Source organism: Pedobacter sp. JY14-1 (assembly GCF_029269825.1).
Taxonomy (GTDB): Bacteria; Bacteroidota; Bacteroidia; order Sphingobacteriales; family Sphingobacteriaceae; genus Pedobacter.
This window is the reverse complement of record NZ_JARJHU010000002.1, coordinates 217,427-236,769: the sequence shown is the minus strand read 5'-3', so window position 1 is coordinate 236,769 and position 19,343 is coordinate 217,427. Positions and strand designations below refer to the sequence as shown.

The window sequence follows — 19,343 nt, the reverse complement described above, 5'->3', positions numbered from 1 at the left end:
GGAATCTTTTTGGCTTCGTCAAGAACTTTTTTTTCTTTTTTTTGTTGCCCCGTTACCGGATAAACAACCAAAAATCAAATCAAGCCACACTCAACCATCATCCCTCCAGCCTTTCAGTCAAACCCCTTCCTTCCGAAGCGGAGTGCAAAAGTAGAAATCTTTTTTACTCCTGCAAAGCACCCAGCAAACATTTCTGACACCACAAACATAAACCCCCTGATAAACAAGGAGAAAAAATTGCAAATTTGGATGCCGCAAAAGCGAAAGCAACGACTGACCCCGCAGCTAAAAAAATAAGATAAGCCAATGTACCCTATCATTACTCTTTATATATGGTATAAATAGCGGATAAATTCAGGATTAAACTATCGTTAGCATATGATTGCAATATCCTTGAACTATGGTTGGACTATCAAAGGGATAGTTCAAGGATAGTCCAACCATAGTTCAACAATAGTACAACGATAGTCCAACCCGGAACTAATACCGAAGTCTCTCACAACTTATCTGCAGTGTATATCAATAGAACCTAGTGCATACACTCACTTGACACTCAAAACACTTAATTCATAAAACTACCGTCTCCCCTGCGCATCACCGGTCTGCCATTTCTGCCTTGAGCACCACTCCATTTCTGCAGACGCATACTGAAACGCAGCATAAAATAACGGCTTAATGCATTTGATCTCGTCTGGGTATAACCGCCGTTTGCATCTACATCAAGGTTCACAAAATTGTTCTGGGCCAGGATGTCAAAGGCCTGCAGGCCGATCTTACCGCGACGGTTAAACAGTTCCTTCTCTAAAAACATATTGATCACCAGCGGACTGGTATTCACGTTCTGGCTTGTACCGCGTACATAACTCTTACTGGCGTCATAACCAAAGAGCAAGGTCTCCCCGATATAGACGCGGCCGTCAAGGTTAAACGACAGGGTCTTCAGCTCAGTTGAGTTATTGAACAGTGTGTTGTTGGAAAGCGTATAAGTATGCGATACATAAGGATTAATCTCAAACCATTCAGTAGGGTTGATCCTGGGTCCGAACCGCTCAATGAAGGTCTTTACCGTATTGATGTTCTTTTGACCGTTGTTCAGCGAGACGCGGTGGTCATAAGCTACCCTGCCGCTAAATGCAATGTTGTATTTGCGGTTGTCCAGTTGCTTGTTGACCGAATAATTGGCATTCGCATTATAAGTACCGTCCATATTGGTGAAGTAAGTCTCTACAATACGGAGCGGGGCCTTACCACTATTGTCTACACGGTCGAAGTTATTCTGGATCACGGCATTGTCTGTAAAAGAAAATGCACCGTTTACCGAATAGTTTAATCTCGAGTTTGAGATATAGTTATTATAATCGGTACGGATCGTATGGACAAAAGTAGCTTTCAGGTCTGGGTTACCAATGATGGGATTGTTGGGGTTGGTTACATCGCGTACGGGTTGTATCTGGTCAAAACTTGGCTCGACTGCATTGCCCGAATAGTTAAACGCGATTTTGTGTTGTCTTGACCAGAGGTACTCAAACCTGGCGATCGGAATGACATTGAAACTACTTCTCCTGGTAGTGGTTCCAAGACTGACCTTAGTACCCTGCAGGAGTGCAGGAACACCGGTAATACCGGCAGATATCCTTATCTTGGACGTATTGCTCATGCCATATCGGTAGTTCAGTGCAACGCGTCCCTGGGTAAAAGAATAGTCGTAGATGTTACTCAGCGAGTCGATTACCTGCGAAAGGCCTGAAGGCAGGATATTCCTCGTTGTAGCATTGTTATCATAACCGTTGTAATTTACCTGAGCATTAAATTCCAGTTGAGAGTTGAGGGTAAGCGGTTCCACATAAGTCAGGCTGCCCCGGTAATTATCCTGTAAATTCCTGCGTGCGATAATCCGGTTTACCAGCGAATCCGTTGCCAGGGAAGGAGTTTCCAGTGAGTCGCCATAGATGCGCAGCCTTGTGTCCTGCTGACGCTCACTTTCCTGGTTATTGCTGTTCAGGTCTACCTGGAAGGACAGGTTTCGTCTGGGTTTCTTAAAAATATGCTGATAAAATACCGACAGGCCAAATCTGGGAGTCCGGTTATCGGTATTGTTCATGCTGATCTGGTCCTGGTGCCGGAAACCATCCTGAAATACCGTATCCCGTCGCATATTACCTGACGAACTGTAATTAAAACTGGGAATTACCCTAAGGAAGTTACTGCTGTCAAGGTCGGCCTCTACTTCCAGCCGCACCGTATGCGCCCAGCTGTTATTGTTACTCTCCCCCATTCTGGATGCAAAAGTAGCCGTATCCAGTCGCTGTTGGGTGACCGGATCTAAGATACGGGTCACCGACTTGGAAAAACTATTGTTGAGGGTATTGACATCCCGTCCGTTGAAATTGTAGTTGAAGTTGTAATTGATCTTTTTGCCGATCTTATCCCTCACACTCAGCGAGGCATTACCCGAAGTAGTCGTACCACCTGTAGCATTGCCCCCGCCACCGCCTCCTTCCCTGCCTCTGCCACCGTCACCGGCTACTCCGTTCACGGTGTTACGGAAATTGCCGTTTACACCGATCTGCTGGTTACCATTAATTCGTGTACCGAACGCACCTGCTTCATAACGGTCATTGTTACCCGCTGCTGCATTCACGTTCAGCATATTGCCTACAGATTTGTCCGTACGCGTGGTAATATTGAGTATCTTTTCAGGATCACCATCTTTCACACCTGTCCTGGCGGCCTGGTCGCCGTAGTCATCAACAATCTGTATCTTATCTACAATCTCCGCAGGCAGGTTTTTTATCGCATTGGCAAGATCACCGCCCAGGTATTCCTTACCGTTAAGCTTGGCCTTGGTTACGTTCTGCCCCTGGTGGATCAGCGAGCCATCATTACCTACTTCCATTCCCTCCATCTTTTTCAGCAGTTCATCTACAGTAGCATTCTTACGCACGACATAATCACTTGCCTTATACTCTACAGTATCTGTTTTATAAGTAATGGAAGGAGTACCATTGATAACGACCTCATTCAACAGGTTTTTATCTTCCTTCATAATGATCGGGTCCATGACGATACGCGGCGCAAGGTCATTCTGTTTGAAGCGCATCGGCGCAGTGGTTTTATAGCCGATGCTCTGCACCACGATGGTGTAGGTGGCCGATCTGACGTTTTTAAAAATAAAGATCCCATCGCTGTTGGTACTGGTTTTGAGCGTATCTTTATCGGAGGTAAGGCTTACGGTTGCGCCGATGACGCCCAGATCAGTCGTATCTTTAACGATACCGCTCACTTCCCGGACAGGCAGTGGCGGCGGGGGGTCTTGCTTGTTGTTTTCCTGGGCATTCAGTACAAGAGAAGCGGCCAATAAAAGGCCGGTAAGAACAGCATTCTTTAAATGATTCATTTGTGTGTTGTTTAGGTGTGTCGGGTATAAGGATGCTGCTTACTTAAGCGTATATTTTCCCCAGAAATCGGTTGGACTGGTCAGTGCCTGAAAGTCAATGCCGCCCGGTCCACGGCCACCCGGCCCACGGCCGCCACCAAAGCCGCCACCGCCATTACCTCGTCCACCACCAAAGCCTCCACCGTCTAACCCGGGGAGCTGTAAACCGTTCAGCTTTACATTATAGGCAAATTCCCTGGGCGATGTCCTGGAAAGGCCAAGCGATTCCAATGGAATGGCCAGTTCATAAAAAAGGCTCTTATCGTCATTGATTCTGGCGACTGCCTTAATGCCGAGATCGTTATAAATAGAAACCAGCGTGTCTGTGGTGTTCTTGAAGTTTTTGATCTTGATTTCCTTTACCTGGGCCAGCTGGGTTTTCTGCATAGCAGCCATCATAGAGTCGCGTTGTTCTGCAGAACGCTGACCACCACCTCCCTGGCCACCACCGAAAAAACCACCCACGCGACGTCTTTCGCCACCTCCAGGATTGTTGCGGTTAATTAGGGGATAAGTCAATGTAATGGCGTCACTTTCCTTTTTCTTGCCTTCGGTATTAATGGCCAGGGTAATACCGCCTGCCATTATCTTCGAATTATTGGCTACATCGACAGACTTAACGACCAGATACAGGTTCTTATCGTCGTTGCTCATGGTATAAAAGAGACTGGTGGTTTTATTTTCTGCCTGAAATATATTGTTCCATTCGGTATCCTTTCCATCTACCCTGATGCCTGCGGGCGCAACTACGCCGCCTTCCTGTACATTCTTCAGCTTCTGGGCCTGGACAGCCATGCCTGCTGAAAACGCGAGGCAGATGCCTGCTAAGATAATGCCCCTGTAATACGTCTTTTTCATATCTGTGCGATTAATGCCTTTCTTTAATGTTTCGGGTAAGACTCATTACTGTGGTACAGGTTTAATCAACTTAAACAAAAGAATAGCTATGACGCATTTTTGTTACAATCGGGCTATGGTAGCGTGCAGTCTTTCACGTGGGCGGCCCGTACCCTGAGCCAGTCTTCTGCTGGCAGTATATTGCTACCCAGCAATAATTCTTCATTCAATAAAGTCTGTGACTCCAGAGCTTCCAGGGTCTCCCGACCGATACCTTTGTTGCAGATGCGCACGGGTTCATCGAGATTGCCGGTCTTGATCTCAAGGTCATAAACACCTGCCGAAAGTGTCCTGCAGATGGCAAGTTCAATTGCAGCGGCACCGGCGATCTTTTTAAGGGCGGCAAATGCATTGCCTGCCTGTTCGGCATGGGAGGGCTTAAATTCGAGGATTACCGCCGGAGAAAAATGGCTGCTGTCAGGCTTGGAGAGGTAAATGCCGCTTACATCTGCAAGACTGGCTTCTATAATTAATCTGTCCATGCTGTAAAAAGGAACATGGGGGGCAGTTTGTTTTAAAAATGTTTCCTATCCGGACTTTCTTCCATCCCTCCTTTTCTGACCTGGAAGATGTAAATGAGATAAACCAGTGCGGGCAGGATAAATACACTGCCAATGAGCAGGGCCAGACCTAGCGCGCGGATCGAACCGGATTGCCCGGCATGGGCAAGCAAGGAAAGATTGTTGCCATTCCTGGTCAGTACAATGTCCGGGAAATGGCTGTAGGTTGCTGCAAACAGGATCATGGTTACCTGAAAACCTGCAAGGATGCGTAGCAATATGGGTCTTTCCTGCTTAAAAGCGTAAAACATGACCACAAGTGAAAGGCTGGCCGCAATAATGGCAACAAGGCCGGGTATATCGCCAAAAATCCAGTTGATCAGGGGCACGTCTTCTGCATAAGCGGCCAGGAATACGAGGGCACCGGCAAACATGACGATAAAAACGCATTCCCTGGCTTTCCTGGTGAAATGCCTGCGGCTGTCTTCAGTGTCGGTCTGGCCAATGATAAAAATAGAGGCCAGAAAGCCACAGATCGCTACTGTAAATACACCCGTCGCTACGGAAAACCAGTTGAGCCAGCTGAAAATATAGGCAGAAAGGAAATCTCCGGCGTCCGGATCGATCTTTCCGGAAACGGCACTTCCTGCGATGATGCCCAGGAACAACGGAGTAATGAGGCTGGAATACATGAAGATAGGCGTGTAGACTTTCTGCATATCGTCTTTAACAGCATCGTAGTTCCTGAATACAAAAGCCGTGCCCCGGGCAATAATGCCCAGCAGCATACAGACCAACGGGATATGCAGGTAGATAGAGACCGTAGCGTAAATGACCGGAAAGCCCACAAACAGAATCACAATGGCAATGATGAGCCACATATGATTGGCTTCCCAGATGGGGCCTATGGCCTTGTACATGGTCTTCCTGGTTTTCGGCTGGTTGGCCCGCGAAGTAAACAGTTCGATAATCCCTGCCCCGAAATCGGCACCGCCAAGCAGGATGTACAACAAGATAGATGTCCAGAGGAAAACGATAACGACGTAGATCATGAGCTTAGTTTCAAGTGTTTGATCTGGCGGTATAGGAGCCAGGTAACGATCAGGGAAAGGGAAATGTACACTGCTGTAAACAAGTAAAAGGAATAGGCAATGCCCGGCATTGGAGTGACCGCATCGGCGGTCCGCATGATACCATACAGAATCCAGGGCTGCCGGCCTACTTCGGTTACGGTCCAGCCTGCTTCCAGTGCAATAAAGCCGAGCGGCGTGGCATATACAAAGATCCATAGCATCCAGCGTCTATCGAGCCATTGTTTCTTTTTCCAGAGTACAAGAAAATAAAGGACGGCGATCAGTATCATGAGTGTGCCAAGCCCCACCATGATCTGGAAGGCAAAGTGAGTAACGGTTACGGGTGGATGTTCAGATCTGGGGATCTGGTCAAGGCCCTTCACTTCTGCATCCATATCGCCGCTGGCCAGGAAGCTGAGCATACCCGGCAGTTCAATGGCGTAGTTGACTTTGCGGGCCGCAGTGTCGGGAATGCCGCCGATGATGAGCGGGGCACGTTTTTGCGTATGGAAATGGGCTTCCATAGCGGCAAGTTTGGCAGGTTGCCTTTTTGCCACATCTTTTGCAGAGATATCGCCGCTGATGGGTTGCAGGCAGGCGGCTACGGCAGCGAAAATGGCGGCGATCCGGAAAGCCTTGCTATGAAATGCAATATGACTGCCACGAAGGATCATCAGCGCGTGCACACCTGCTACGGCGAAGCCTGTGGAAACAAATGCGGCCAGACACATGTGCAACGCCTGGGAAAACCAGGCAGGATTGAACATAGCGGCAATCGGATCTATATTGAGGTACTTGCCGTCCACAAAATCAAAACCGGAGGGGCTGTTCATCCAGGAATTAGCGGCAACGACCAGGATGCCCGACAGTAACCCGCTGATCCCGACAACAACACCTGTACCCCAATGGAACCAAGGTCTGAGTTTGTCCCAGCCGTAAAGGTAAAAGCCCAGGGCGATAGCCTCTATAAAAAAAGCTGTTCCTTCGAGCGAAAACGGCATTCCGAAAATCGGCCCGGCATGTTCCATGAAGCCTGGCCAGAGCAACCCGAGCTCAAAGGACAACACGGTTCCGGAAACCGCTCCGGTAGCGAAGAATATGGCCACACCCCTGCTCCAGGCTTTCGTAAGGTCACGGTAGACTGGCTTCCCGGTTTTGATCCAGTAAAAATGCGCTACAGACATGAAAAAGGGCATGACCATTCCGATACAGGCAAATACGATGTGAAAGCCAAGAGAAAAGGCCATTTGGAGACGGGCGGCTAGGAAATCATCCATAGAAGGGTTGGATTGGAGCCGTAAATTTAACAAAAATATCAGCCATTCCGTTGTAGTTAGGGCAGATTCAGTACAGTTTATCTCATTACCAAACTTTAATCTGATGAAGAACAAACTGAAGACCATTCTGCTTTGCGGCCTTTGCCTTGGCGGAGCCTGTAAAAGGGACAACACTACTGAAAACATACAGGGCAAGCCCCAGGACGACACAGTGACAGAAATAAAACCGGGTGCGTTGCTGCTACCGGTTTCGCTGGAGTCAAAAAATCTGAAGATCGAGCTGAAATACACCGAAAACACGTCTGAAATAAATACCATTAAAGGTTCAGACGGGTACCGTACAGAAGTTGGCTGGAAGGATGGCCTGCCGGTAAGTTATATGAAATACCTTTCCGATAAACAGTATGAGCTGGTCGATTACCAGAAAGCCAGTGTGGCTGGCCCCAGGATGCGACGGTTCAGCGTGACGGGTACGGTAAGTTCTTTCACAGGGATTACCTATACAATCACCTATAACGGAGCGCTGCTGGAAAGCCTGAAGTATTATTATAATAATGTGCCGGAGCGACAGCTGGACATGGAATATGAAGCGGGAAACTGCACAAGGATAATAGAGCGACCTGCGGAAGGGGCTCCAAAGGAACGCATACTGAAATATGACACGGGAAAAGGACTGTTCAGTAATGTCAAACTGGCGGAACGGATCTTACTGGAATGTAAATATGATTTCCTGAAGCCAGGACCAAATAACCCCTTAGGCATTGAGGCAGCTGGCTCTGCAAACGGTGCGGTCAGCTACAGCTACACGTACAATGCTTCCGGTTATCCGGGGGAAATGGTGGTTAAATCAGGAGCAACGGAACAACGGTTCAGAATTACCTATATGGAACTTAAGGATTAAAGTCCTGTCTGACTTAACAGATTGCAGGCCCTGAAAAGAGGGTCGGCTGCCTGTAACAGTTTTGCCCTGAGCTTAGGATTATAGTCGGGATGCTGTTTTAGGAAGTCATTCACTATGGACGCGGCTTCGGGGCTATGGTAGAAGCTGAGTGTGGTCTGCAGCCAGTTCTGAGGAAAGAAGATGTCACCTGTGGTCTGTATTTCGCTGAGCATTTGCAGGCTTTTGGACAGATAACGGATAGAGCTGACCTGTCTTAGAGGATGGTGCAGGTAGTAAAGCGCGGTCACGACGTTGGCTTCCTTTTCCCGGTTGGCCTTTTGAGCGAGACTTGCGAAAAATGCATCACGCTGCTCTACACCAGCAGAAAGGGCTGGCAAGATAAAGTCAAAGCGTTTGAGCCGGTCCGGGTTGCTGATTCTGTCGCGCTGTTTCGCGGCAATGCCGGAATCCTTATAGCTCCGCAACATCAGCGAAAAAGCGATGGAGGTATAGTCGTCTTCGGTAAGCCGCATACCTTCAGGGGCTCGCTGGGAGGACCATATTGCATAAAGTTTCTTTTGAGCTCCTGCTGAAATACAGATGTCCTGATAAGCCCGGAAGAGCAGCTTTTTATGGTTTGGCTTACTCTGATGCAGCATGGCATCCCAAAGTTTTTGTTCCAGGGTATGCATGCGCTGGTTCCGCTCCGGCTCAGTGATGAACTGCCAGTAAATATTGATAAGGTAACCGGTTAAGAGTTTCAGGTTCAGTTCTTCGGGTTCCCTGGACAGTCCTTCTGTGAACCGGTCAAGCAATTCAGCAGGCCGGATGGTCCTTCCGTTCAGCATATTTTCGTAGAGGCCGATATAGGCGGAAGCCCTGTTCAGCGGGCTTTTCAAACTATAGAGCGCTGGTAATATGCGGGCATCTGCAGGAAACAGTCCGTAACCCTGCCCTGAAGAATTGAACTGGATAAAAAGCGGTACCTCAAGGCCGCTGGCTTCAGTTACTTCGACTTGTGGCTGGTCCAGGTTAATGGTCAGCTCTTTACTGCGATCTTTGTAAAACAGCCTGAGCTCGAACAGTTGTGGCCAGATGCGTTTCTGGCCGTACTCTGGTGACTGGGTGACGAGCAGTTTACTGATCTTCCCACTGACCGTATCCAGCTGGTAGCCGATGACCGGCCGACCAGGTTCATTCACCCAAACCTTGTTCCATTGTTCAAGGTCTGCCGGGGAATGCTGGTCGAGTATCCGGATGAGGTCTGGCCAGGAGGCGTTGGAATTGGCAAAACGGCGTAAATATTCCCTGACGCCCCTTTGAAAGGCTTCCTTGCCCATGAGGCGTTCCAGTTGCCGCATCATGATGGGAGCCTTGTGATAAATGATGTTACCGTAAAGTGTACCTGCATCCTGCAGGTTGGCCAGCTCCTGCCGGATCGGGTTCGAACCACTGGTGCGATCTATGGAATACGCAGCAGGAAAATGGTCTGTGAGGAATTTCAGATCAAACATTTCCCGGCCGGTTTGTGCCTCCGTACTTTTATCCGCCATGAAATTGGCAAATACTTCCTTCATCCAGACATCTGTGAACCAGTTCATCGTGACCAGGTCACCAAACCACATATGCGCAGTCTCATGGGCGATGACATTGGTACGCGCATTCTGCTGATCCATCGTGGCTCCGGCATCGAGAAAAAGGGCGGAGGATTTGTACTGGATGGCTCCGGGATGTTCCATGCCGCCAAACTGGAAATCAGGAATCGCGACGAAGCCGAACTTCTGAAAGGGATAAGGGATACCAGTCCATTCTTCCATAAATTTCAGGGCATCTTTGTGGAGGTTGAAAATGGTCCTGACACTTTGCCTGATCTTGGCGGTATCAGTCTCGCGGAACAGGAAATCCGCATTTCCCGTAGAAAGTTGCAGGCTGTCTTTCCGGAATTTGCCTGCTGCGAAGGCAAATAAATAGGTACTTAGGGTATCTGATACGGCATATTGCAATTGTTTTCTGCCGGAGGCGGGATATGTGGTGGCTTTTAGACGGGCGTTAGCAATGGCGTCCCATGCTTCCGGTAAGGTAAGTGTGAGTGCGTAGACCGCTTTGAGATCGGGCTGGTCAAAACAGGGAAAAACAGTACGCGCCCGGTCAGGGACAAATAAGGTATACAGGTAATCCGGGTTGCGGTTGAGTGCGGACTCGCCGGCAATGAAGTTGATCTCTATTCGGTTATCACCTTTTACCAGCTGATTTTCAGGGATAAGCAGATGCTCGTCCTGGCACCGCAGCGGAACCGGTTTTCCGTTAACGGTCAGCGTCTTCAGTTTGGCCGGCACCTCTTTAAAGTCCAGTTGCAGGTCGCCCTTGGGCCGGTGACGGAGTTGAAATGACAGATAGGCGCTGGCCAGTATCTGGCTGTCCCGGTTTGCGGGTATGTCAAAATGGAGGTCGTACCTGATTTTAGTGATCATAGCCTTGCGGTAGCGGGCAAGCGGGGCAGACACTCCCGGCTCGGTCACCGCCCCCCCGGTGTGATCTATGATGTCCGGTGAACTCTTTTTAAAGGCATTACAGCCCGACAGCAGGAGAAACAGGAAGGGCAGGAAATATCGTAAGCTGGCCATGCAACGAAATTAAGCATTGGCGGGAAAATTACACCGGAATTACCTTATTTTAGCGGCAACAAAACAAGATTATTACCATAAAAACCTCTGAGATGAAATCTTCCATCAAAACCTTAGCAGTGCTGGCACTGGCACTGGTGCTGCATGCTGAAACCAATGCACAAGGCTTAAGAATGCCACAACCAAGCACTGCACAGACCCTGTCCCAAGCTTTCGGACTGGGAAAAATCACTGTAAACTATTCCAGGCCTAATGTAAAGGGCCGAAAGATCTTTGGCGGTCTTGAACCTTTTGGTTCGGTTTGGCGTACGGGCGCCAATTCGGCAACTACAATCGCGTTCACAGAACCAGTAAAAATAGAGGGAAAAGAACTTGCCGCAGGGGAATACGAACTGTTTACGATACCTGGAGAAAATGAATGGACAATTATCTTCAATAAGGGCTCAAAAGAGTGGGGCGCCTATACCTATAAAGAAAGCGATGACGTACTGCGCGTGAAAGTAAAACCAGTAAAGGCCAGGGAAAAAACGGAGACCTTTACAATCCAGTTTACAGATGTTTATCCGACTACGGCTAAGCTGCAACTGGTCTGGGACAATACAGTAGTTACTGCAAACCTGAGCACTGAGGTAGATGCGCAGGTAATGGCCAGCATTGACGAAGCGATGAAAGGTGAAAAGAAACCTTATTTTCAGGCTGCACAATATTATTTTGAGAACGGAAAGGACCTGAACAAGGCACTGGAATGGATGAACGCTGCTGAACAGGCCGATGCCAAGGCACCCTGGATAAGACTGTGGAAAGCACGGCTGCAGTTGAAAATGGGCGACAAGAAAGGCGCTGCTGCTACGGCTGAAACCGGACTGAAACTGGCAACAGAAATGAAGAACGATGAATATGTACGCCTGAATACGGCTGTTCTGAATGAAGCCAGGAAATAATGCAGGCCATGCCTGAAATTCTTATGAAACCGGTCTTGTACCGGTTTTTTTATGTAAGAACAATTCTGCAGCAAGTGAAAACAAGATCACCAGTGCGCAGCCGATGACATTAAGCCAGAGGTAGGCGACAACTTCATGCCAGCCCAGCGCGGTAACTACCAGCTGGGTGAGAATCGCACCGGTAAAAACGGCCCTTGCCCCTATCTGTTTGATATAAAAGGCAACAAGGAACACGCCGAGGATAGTACCATAAATATAGGAGCCGAGGATATTAACTGCTTCCAGCAGGTTACCGATCTTCCCGGCATAGAGCGCCATGATGATACAAACGACGCCCCAGAAGACGGTGGCGAGCCTTGAGGCTTGCAGATACCGCATGTCAGAACCATCCTTATGTACAAATCGTTTATAAATATCTATTACGGTGGTGGAGGCCAGGGAATTGAGCGCACTTGCGGTAGAACCCATGGAGGCCAGGAAAATAATAGCGATGAGCAGGCCCACCAGTCCTTTGGGCAGATATTGGGTAACAAAACTGAGGAAAATATAATTATTGTCATCAGTGTTGGCATGCTTATCGTTTTCCAGCATCAGGTCGGTTACCTGTTTTTTAACGGTCTTCTCCCGCTGGTCTGCAAGCTGCAGTGCAGATCTCCCTGCACTGATCTGTGCGGTGTCATTTGCATCCAACGCTTTGCTCATACGGTTTACGGCGCTTTCCTTTTCTTCATGGATGTGTTCATATTGCAGTTTGAGCTGATCGAGCTGAGGTTTGTACCTGCTCTTTTCGAGTTTGTTCAGTTCGAAGCTATTAAAAAAAACGGGAGGCTTATTATACTGATAAAATGCAAAGACCAGGATGCCGATGAGCAGGATAAGAAATTGCATGGGAATTTTGACAAGGCCATTCATGAGTAAACCAAGTCTGCTTTGGTCTGTCGAGGCGCCGGAAAGATAACGGCCTACCTGGCTCTGATCGGTGCCGAAATAAGACAGTTGCAGGAAAAATCCCCCTAAGAGCCCGGTCCAGAGCGTGTACTTGTTGTTCAGGTCGAAAGTCAGGTCTATGGCGTTGGTTCTGCCCATTTTTCCGGCGATACTAATGGCTTTTACGAAACCAATATCGGCAGGAAGAAGGTGTACAACCATAGCGCCCGCGGCGAAGAGCCCGCAGAAAATAATGCTCATTTGCAGCATCTGGGTATAGGAAACAGCTTTTGTCCCCCCGTAAACGGTGTAAAAAACGACCAGGCAACCGATGAACAGCGTAGTATAGGTAGTGTTGATGTTGAGGATGGTAGACAGGATGATCGAAGGTGCATAAATAGTAATGCCAGTGGACAGTCCGCGCTGTATTAAGAAAAGAAAGGCGGTAAGCGCCCTGGTTTTCACGTCGAAGCGTTGTTCGAGGTATTCGTATGCCGTATAGACCTTGAGCCGGTGAAATATGGGTACGAATGTGATACACAGAACGATCATGGCGAGGGGTACGCCAAAGTAGAACTGCACGAAGCTCATGCCGGACGAATACGCCAGCCCGGGTGCAGACAAAAAGGTGATGGCACTGGCCTGGGTAGCCATTACCGATAGGCAGACATGGTACCAGGGAAGGGACTGGCTGCCGAGCAGATATCCGTGGATATCCTTTTCGCCCCGGCTTTTGTAAACCCCGTAGACGATGATAACCACCAGGGTAAGCAGCAGTATGGCCCAGTCTAAGCTGCTCATGCGAAATAGCGGGTAAATGCGTAAAACAAAAGGATAAGCAGGATGAGCCAGCCGATCAACAGGCGATAAAAGTACTTATAGCTCATTTGGGCCGGGATAACAGGTTAACGAACAGGCGGAAAGCGCCGGGCACACCTGCAGGGAGCTGACGGAAGAAGGAGATACCGGTATATACATAGCGTCCTTTGCCGAAACCGGCTACAATGAGTGCACCGTTCTTTGCGGATTCACCGGTATCGTTCATACTCAGCACCGGGGTATATTTCTGGTCCATGTTGCCAACGAAGTAGAGGCCGCGCTCCTGCACCCAGCCGTCAAAGTCTTTGCTGCTGATCTGGTTCGGGTAATTCAGGACAGGGTCCTTTGGTACTAAAAACGTGACTTTGGCATCTTCTTCAGTTACCCTGTCGCGGGAGAGGCTGAAAGGATACGGACCGAGTTCGTCAATCCTCAGTGGACCATTTACGTTGTACTGCACAACGAGGTTTCCCCCATCTTCCACATATTTCATGAGCCTGGGCTGCATCTCAGCCAGTTGATCGCTGACATTATAGAGGCGCACGCCGGTAACGATGGCGTCGAAACCGGACAGGTCATTGCTGATGGCCTGAGCAGGACTGAGGTTCGTGACTTCGTAACCGATCTGCTTCAGTGATGCGGCAACAAGATCGCCTGCGCCATTGATATAGCCTATTCGTTTGCCTGCCAGTTTGAGGTCTATGCGGTGTACATCGGCTTTAGCGAGCGGAAAAAGGGTTTGCACAGGAATGTGTTCGTAGCTAATGACGTGGAGCCCCTGGCGAAATGCTTTACCATCGGTGGAAACACTCACCTGCAAGGTTCCTGAGGTAATGCTTCCGGATGAGGTAACCAGGAATTCTGCCATATGGAGTTCACCCTTTTCTGTCATACTAAAGCTTATTTTTTCAGGATTGGATTTCCAGCCCTGGGGCAACGCCAGCTGTACGGTGCCGGTAGCTTTCCCGGCAAAGGATTTGAGCGCCACACTGATTTTCCTGGTTTCTGTACCGTTGAACACAAAGGCCTTATCAGCAAGTGTGGCGGTAACCGGCGGGGCGATGACCAGCGGCTGGTAGACTTCTCCCCTTACCTGGTCGGTATATTTGAACACAACGGGCAATTCCTTTTCGATTACCTGGCCGCCGATGCTGACTTTAAAGTTTCCGCTGAGCCCGACAGGGGTTTCCGGCAAGCCGATCTTTTGCTGATCTTCGACGACATAGGTGCCCGCACCATGTTCCTTTTCCAGCCAGTAAGGTTGTGTCACTGATGCATTCGATGCTGCCAGTTGCTTGTCCTGGGCATAAAACTGGTTGGGCTTAAGGTTGAACGAGGCACCGGTATTCGTCTCGGTAACGTTGATGGGATAGGAAAAGCCGGGGCTGACCCTGGCTATCGCCTGGACCCTGACATTGACGGGTTGACCGAGCGCGAAAGATGGGCTGCCGGCGGCACTTTCCAGCCAGATGCCTGCGCAGGCCAGGATCAGGTCGTCAAGCAGGCTATGCTTGAAGGCTTTATCTTTGGTAAGTTCCTTGAGCTGTAGCAATTTTGCAACAGACTTTGAGGGGTCTGACACCTGATATTCGCTGTTGATCTCGGCAAGCAGGTTTTTAACCGCTGTATAGCCGGGATTGCGGCCAAGGCTGAAATCGATACCTTCGAAAATATCTGATTTTGCGGGCTCGCCGTCAACAGCAGCAAAAAATTCCAGTCCGGAACCCCGCTGCCGTGCGGAACCAAAACCCTGACTGCGGTGGTTGGAGCGGCTTTCGGCAGCAATTTCGCCATAGCTTTTTCCGAGCAGGGCATTGTAACTTCCCACGTCGAGCTTCAGCTGGTCGTCCGAGGTGGTGTTGTTTCCTCCGAAGTTAAAAGTGTTCCACAGGATGCGTTTTACTTTCCAGGGTTTTACGTATTTCAGCTGATCAGGGAACTGTTTTGGGTCTGCGGCTGCCTTAAAGGCTTCATGCGCAAGTATTGCTGAACCTGAGTGATGTCCGTGGCCGGCACGGGCATCTTCAGGGAAGCGGGTAATGATGATATCGGGTTGGAATTTCCGGATGGTCCATACTACATCGGCCAATATCTTCTGTTTATCCCAGATCCTGAAGGCCTCTTCCGGGTTCTTGGAAAAACCGAAGTCGTTGGCGCGGGTAAAGAATTGCTCGGCACCATCGGTACGTCTGGCCGCGAGCAGTTCCTGGGTACGGATGAGTCCGAGCAACTCTGCCTGTTCGTTACCGATCAGGTTCTGGCCGCCATCGCCCCGGGTAAGGGAAAGGTAGCCTGTCCGTACTTTCTTTTCTTTAGCGAGCCAGGCCAGGAGGCGGGTATTTTCATCGTCAGGATGGGCGGCGACATACAGCACACTGCCCGTTACCTCTAATGCTTCCAGGCCTTGTTTGATTTCTGCGGCGTTCATTTGCTGCATGCCCTGGCCCATCCCGATGAAAGGGAATATAACAGCCAGCAGGAAAAGGTATACATGAGGTTTCATATTCGGGTCTTACGCTCCCGAAAATACTTAAAAAAACCAGATTTCTATTTTCAGCACAGGGAAGTTCCGTAACAATTATAGGAGAATTTTACTGCTGATTTCCTTGTCGATCGTGATAAAGCCAGGGTATTTGACCAGAGTCCCTCCTACTTTGATGCTGGGCCTGATCTTCAGGGTAAGCAGTCCCTTTTTCTCGGGGCCACCCTGGCCGGCCTTCAGGAACTCACCGATATCACTCATGACCTGCTTGTTGGACACAAAGGGATAAACATTGACTTCCATATCTACCGGAACTACTGCGGTTTTGCCCGCATCGACATGGAATTCCTGGTTGACATTACCGGTAGCCAGTTGCTGCTTGTTGATAAATATCTGGTATTCGAATTCATTGATCGCGGCGGCATCGGAAGACGGGTTGACGACTTCCAGGTTTAGGCGGGCCTTCAGTGGCACGTCCTGCCTCAGCAGTCCGAGCACCAGTCCAGGGAGACTGGCGATATTGAGGTCCTGCTTCTGGATGATGCCTTTAACATCTGCTCCGCCCAGCATGACCTGTTGTGCAGATATGATCCTGTACTTGCACTTCTCGAGCGCTTTAATCTGCTGCGCCTGCTTATTGATACCACAGCCAGCGGCTCCGGCAAGGAGCAGACAGGCCAGTAAAATCCTTTTCATGAACCTATAACGGATATGATCAACCTTAATTATGTAACGGAAGACTTATCTTCTTCGGCGCGAAGCGTTTTTACCGATTGCTGTATCGATGCTGAACCTGCCAGGTCCGGATACCAGCAGAAAGAGAAATACGGCCAGGAAATGCAGGCCTAATTCCTTCTTATCGAAACCATCGGGTGCATGCACAACGAGTACGGCAACCAGCATGGTAACGATCAGGGGAATCAGCGCCAGGCGCGTTGCCAAACCAAGAATGAGCAGGATAGAACAGAAAAACTCCGCAAAAATGGTAAGATAAAGAGACACTGCAGGACCCAGGCCAATGGGGTCTCCGAACTGAACTTCTCCGCCTGCAAGTACCCACTGCAGTTTTTGGAAACCATGAATAGCCATAAAAGCTCCAATGCTCACACGCAGTACAAGCAGCATAAAATGCACACTCTCGTTATTAAAATTGGTATTGAACAGTTTTCTCATATCAGTTTGATGGTTTATGTTTGCTTAAATGCCGAAATATAAAAATTTCGACATTACTGCGCAATGAGTGCAGTAATAAATCCTGAAACTGCATCCTGCAGGACCATTTTGCTTTTCGCATCGGGCTTACCGGACTGTTCGATCATCTTTATAGAGACCAGGCCATGCAAAATGGAAAAAAAAGTATGATATTTTAAAAAGTAATCGGCATCAGGGTGCCTGCTGATGGCGATGGCATCCTGAATGGTAGAGATCATGACAGTAGTCATGGTCTTCATTTCCGAGATTTTATTTACCTGGTCACAGGCAGGTATGCCCAGACCGAACATCAGCTGGTAGTACTCCTTATTTGCGAAAGCAAACTCCCAGTAAGCATGGGCAATAGCTTCTAGCTGTGCAGCGGGCTCTTTGTGCTTTTCCTTTTCCTTCTGAAGTGTTGCTGCAAGTTTACTGAAACCCTCCCGGGTAAATTCTGTAAGGATAGCCTCTTTATTCTCGAAATGATTGTAAATGACAGGAATACTGTATTCAATGGCATCTGCAATCTTGCGTATGGACAGGGATTGCCATCCGTCTGCCAGCACCTGGAGCCAGGCAGCCTCAAGTATACTGGCCCGGAACTCTTCCTTCTGGCGTTGTTTGCGTTCCGCTATTCCCATAGATCTGTAAGTTTGGTTAACACTGTTATCAAATTTAATAGCTTTTACAGATTTATAAAAGCACATGGAAATTTCTGACGCAAATACAACAAAGTCGTATTCACTCCTGATCATCCATAATTAAACCCTGTCCTTATCGTGCTTTTCCGGTGGCGTTTCTGCTTCGATGGTTTCTTTTTCATACCTATTTTTGTCCTTCCTGTTTTTGCGGATCAGATAAATGATCAGGATGACAACAACCAGGATCACAGGGATTAATATAGCGTAGTTGATTTCCATAATATAAAGGATTTACGGCTAAATTAATAAACGTATATTAACTTAAGATCAAATCAATTAACAATCCGACGGCAAACAGCAGCTGATACATTCAGCACGGTTACATAAAATTGAGGCGTTACGCTCCGCGCCGTTAATCGGGATGAATAAGGATCATGAGCTCCTCTTTGCCAAACCTGATTACCTGCTTTTCATTAAGCCGGCCGATAATCAGGCAAAAATAGCCTTCCTGCTCCTCAATTTCCAGCACTTCACCCAAATTGGCCAGATATTGACCTACCCTGACATTGGATATTGGTTGCGAAAAAATTTTCGGATCATTTTTTATTTCAGTCATAGCGGTAATTTGATGGGTTTGAGAAGCGTTGCATCATGTTAAATATGGGATTTCAAACATACTAAATTATGTGACTATTGAACAACATTTAACGGATTTAATGAATTTAAAAACACCCCGGAAGTTGGCCGACGTATTTATGTGCTATTCTTTCGCTCAAACAGGTGATTATCTGTACAGCTGCCGAATTAATTTTGATCCATAAAAAAATGATTATGTCAAAGACAATTTTTATTACCGGCGCTTCCAAAGGATTCGGAAGGCTATGGACTGAAGCGCTGCTCGAGCGCGGCGATAATGTAGCGGCAACTTCACGCAATACAGGAAATTTAGAGGACCTCAAAGCGAAATACGGCGACCGTTTTCTGCCTCTTCAGCTTGACATCACCAATAAACAGCAGGTAACTGCGGCCGTGAATGCGGCCAGATCACATTTTGGAAGGGTGGATGTGGTGATCAACAACGCAGGATACGGGGTATTTGGTGCCGTCGAAGAAGTTAGCGAGGAAAACGCCAGGCAGATATTCGACACCAATGTATTTGGTACACTCTGGGTCACCCAGGCCGCGCTCCCTGTACTAAGGGAACAGGGCAGCGGACACATCATCCAGTTGTCCAGCGTACTCGGCGTATGGACACTTCCCAACCTCGGAATTTACAATGCGACGAAGTTTGCAGTTGAAGGTCTCAGCGAATCCCTGGCCAGCGAGGTAAGTGACCTGGGCATTAAGGTGACCATTATCGAACCTAATGGCTATACTACAGAATTCGGAGGGGAATCAGCTATATATAGTGACCCCATATCTGCTTACGATGCACTAAGAACAAAACTGTCTCAAAATCAGCAACCTGGTCTTTATGGCAGGCCGGAGGCGACTGTTCCTGCCGTGCTTAAACTGATCGACAGCGAAAACCCGCCATTAAGATTATTTCTGGGGAAAGTTGGGCTTGCCAGGACCGAACAGGTATATGCAGAGAAATTAGACACATGGAAGTCATGGAATGAAATTTCCGTAGCGGCACACGGGTAAGTAATTTA

The 19,343-nt window shown here is 48.5% G+C and carries 16 protein-coding genes; 3 read left to right on the top strand and 13 right to left on the bottom strand.

The features are described 5' to 3' along the window. Positions 1 to 562: 562 nt before the first annotated feature. From P2W84_RS06080 to P2W84_RS06060, 5 genes are all read right to left on the bottom strand, one after another. On the bottom strand, positions 563 to 3,397 hold the full coding sequence (locus tag P2W84_RS06080) for a TonB-dependent receptor (protein WP_276089229.1): 2,835 nt from the start codon (positions 3,395 to 3,397) through the stop codon (positions 563 to 565). Positions 3,398 to 3,436: 39 nt separating this feature from the next. Then, positions 3,437 to 4,294: a hypothetical protein gene (locus tag P2W84_RS06075; RefSeq protein WP_276089228.1), complete on the bottom strand. Its 858-nt coding sequence runs from the start codon at positions 4,292 to 4,294 to the stop codon at positions 3,437 to 3,439. A gap of 113 nt (positions 4,295 to 4,407) precedes the next feature. Further along, entirely contained in the window at positions 4,408 to 4,815 is a 408-nt protein-coding gene (locus P2W84_RS06070) for a hypothetical protein (protein ID WP_276089227.1), read from the bottom strand. 32 nt (positions 4,816 to 4,847) lie between these two features. Further along, positions 4,848 to 5,885, bottom strand: coding sequence for a cytochrome d ubiquinol oxidase subunit II (locus tag P2W84_RS06065; protein WP_276089226.1), 1,038 nt, complete (start codon positions 5,883 to 5,885; stop codon positions 4,848 to 4,850). Continuing rightward, positions 5,882 to 7,183, bottom strand: a complete 1,302-nt coding sequence (locus P2W84_RS06060; RefSeq protein ID WP_276089225.1) for a cytochrome ubiquinol oxidase subunit I — start codon at positions 7,181 to 7,183, stop codon at positions 5,882 to 5,884. The genes P2W84_RS06065 and P2W84_RS06060 overlap by 4 nt, the downstream gene beginning before the upstream one ends. A 103-nt stretch (positions 7,184 to 7,286) precedes the next feature. Between P2W84_RS06060 and P2W84_RS06055 the strand changes: the two genes are divergently transcribed. After that, positions 7,287 to 8,084 (top strand): hypothetical protein, encoded by a 798-nt coding sequence (locus P2W84_RS06055; protein ID WP_276089224.1) that lies wholly within the window; start codon positions 7,287 to 7,289, stop codon positions 8,082 to 8,084. On the opposite strand, the gene P2W84_RS06050 is transcribed toward P2W84_RS06055, so the two are convergent. After that, complete coding sequence (locus tag P2W84_RS06050; RefSeq protein WP_276089223.1) at positions 8,081 to 10,687, bottom strand: M1 family aminopeptidase; 2,607 nt, start codon at positions 10,685 to 10,687, stop codon at positions 8,081 to 8,083. The two genes, P2W84_RS06055 and P2W84_RS06050, sit on opposite strands and share 4 nt — an antisense overlap. A gap of 92 nt (positions 10,688 to 10,779) precedes the next feature. On the opposite strand from P2W84_RS06050, the gene P2W84_RS06045 reads away from it, so the two are divergent. After that, positions 10,780 to 11,628, top strand: a complete 849-nt coding sequence (locus tag P2W84_RS06045; protein ID WP_276089222.1) for a DUF2911 domain-containing protein — start codon at positions 10,780 to 10,782, stop codon at positions 11,626 to 11,628. 21 nt (positions 11,629 to 11,649) lie between these two features. On the opposite strand, the gene P2W84_RS06040 is transcribed toward P2W84_RS06045, so the two are convergent. From P2W84_RS06040 to P2W84_RS06010, 7 genes are all read right to left on the bottom strand, one after another. Beyond that, entirely contained in the window at positions 11,650 to 13,356 is a 1,707-nt protein-coding gene (locus P2W84_RS06040; RefSeq protein WP_276089221.1) for a sodium:solute symporter, read from the bottom strand. An 82-nt stretch (positions 13,357 to 13,438) separates the two neighbouring features. Then, entirely contained in the window at positions 13,439 to 15,877 is a 2,439-nt protein-coding gene (locus tag P2W84_RS06035; protein WP_276089220.1) for a PIG-L family deacetylase, read from the bottom strand. Between the two features lie 75 nt (positions 15,878 to 15,952). Continuing rightward, on the bottom strand, positions 15,953 to 16,552 hold the full coding sequence (locus P2W84_RS06030; protein ID WP_276089219.1) for an LEA type 2 family protein: 600 nt from the start codon (positions 16,550 to 16,552) through the stop codon (positions 15,953 to 15,955). Positions 16,553 to 16,597: 45 nt separating this feature from the next. Next, complete coding sequence (locus P2W84_RS06025) at positions 16,598 to 17,029, bottom strand: DoxX family protein (protein WP_276089218.1); 432 nt, start codon at positions 17,027 to 17,029, stop codon at positions 16,598 to 16,600. A gap of 53 nt (positions 17,030 to 17,082) precedes the next feature. Beyond that, the gene (locus tag P2W84_RS06020) at positions 17,083 to 17,688 is read right to left on the bottom strand and encodes a TetR/AcrR family transcriptional regulator (protein ID WP_276089217.1); all 606 of its coding nucleotides are present in this window, start codon (positions 17,686 to 17,688) and stop codon (positions 17,083 to 17,085) included. A gap of 120 nt (positions 17,689 to 17,808) precedes the next feature. Further along, entirely contained in the window at positions 17,809 to 17,967 is a 159-nt protein-coding gene (locus P2W84_RS06015) for a hypothetical protein (protein ID WP_276089216.1), read from the bottom strand. 133 nt (positions 17,968 to 18,100) lie between these two features. After that, positions 18,101 to 18,304: a hypothetical protein gene (locus tag P2W84_RS06010; protein ID WP_276089215.1), complete on the bottom strand. Its 204-nt coding sequence runs from the start codon at positions 18,302 to 18,304 to the stop codon at positions 18,101 to 18,103. Positions 18,305 to 18,519: 215 nt separating this feature from the next. Here P2W84_RS06010 and P2W84_RS06005 point away from each other — a divergent pair, with 215 nt between their 5' ends. Then, positions 18,520 to 19,335, top strand: a complete 816-nt coding sequence (locus P2W84_RS06005; protein WP_276089214.1) for an SDR family NAD(P)-dependent oxidoreductase — start codon at positions 18,520 to 18,522, stop codon at positions 19,333 to 19,335. Positions 19,336 to 19,343 lie beyond the last annotated feature (8 nt).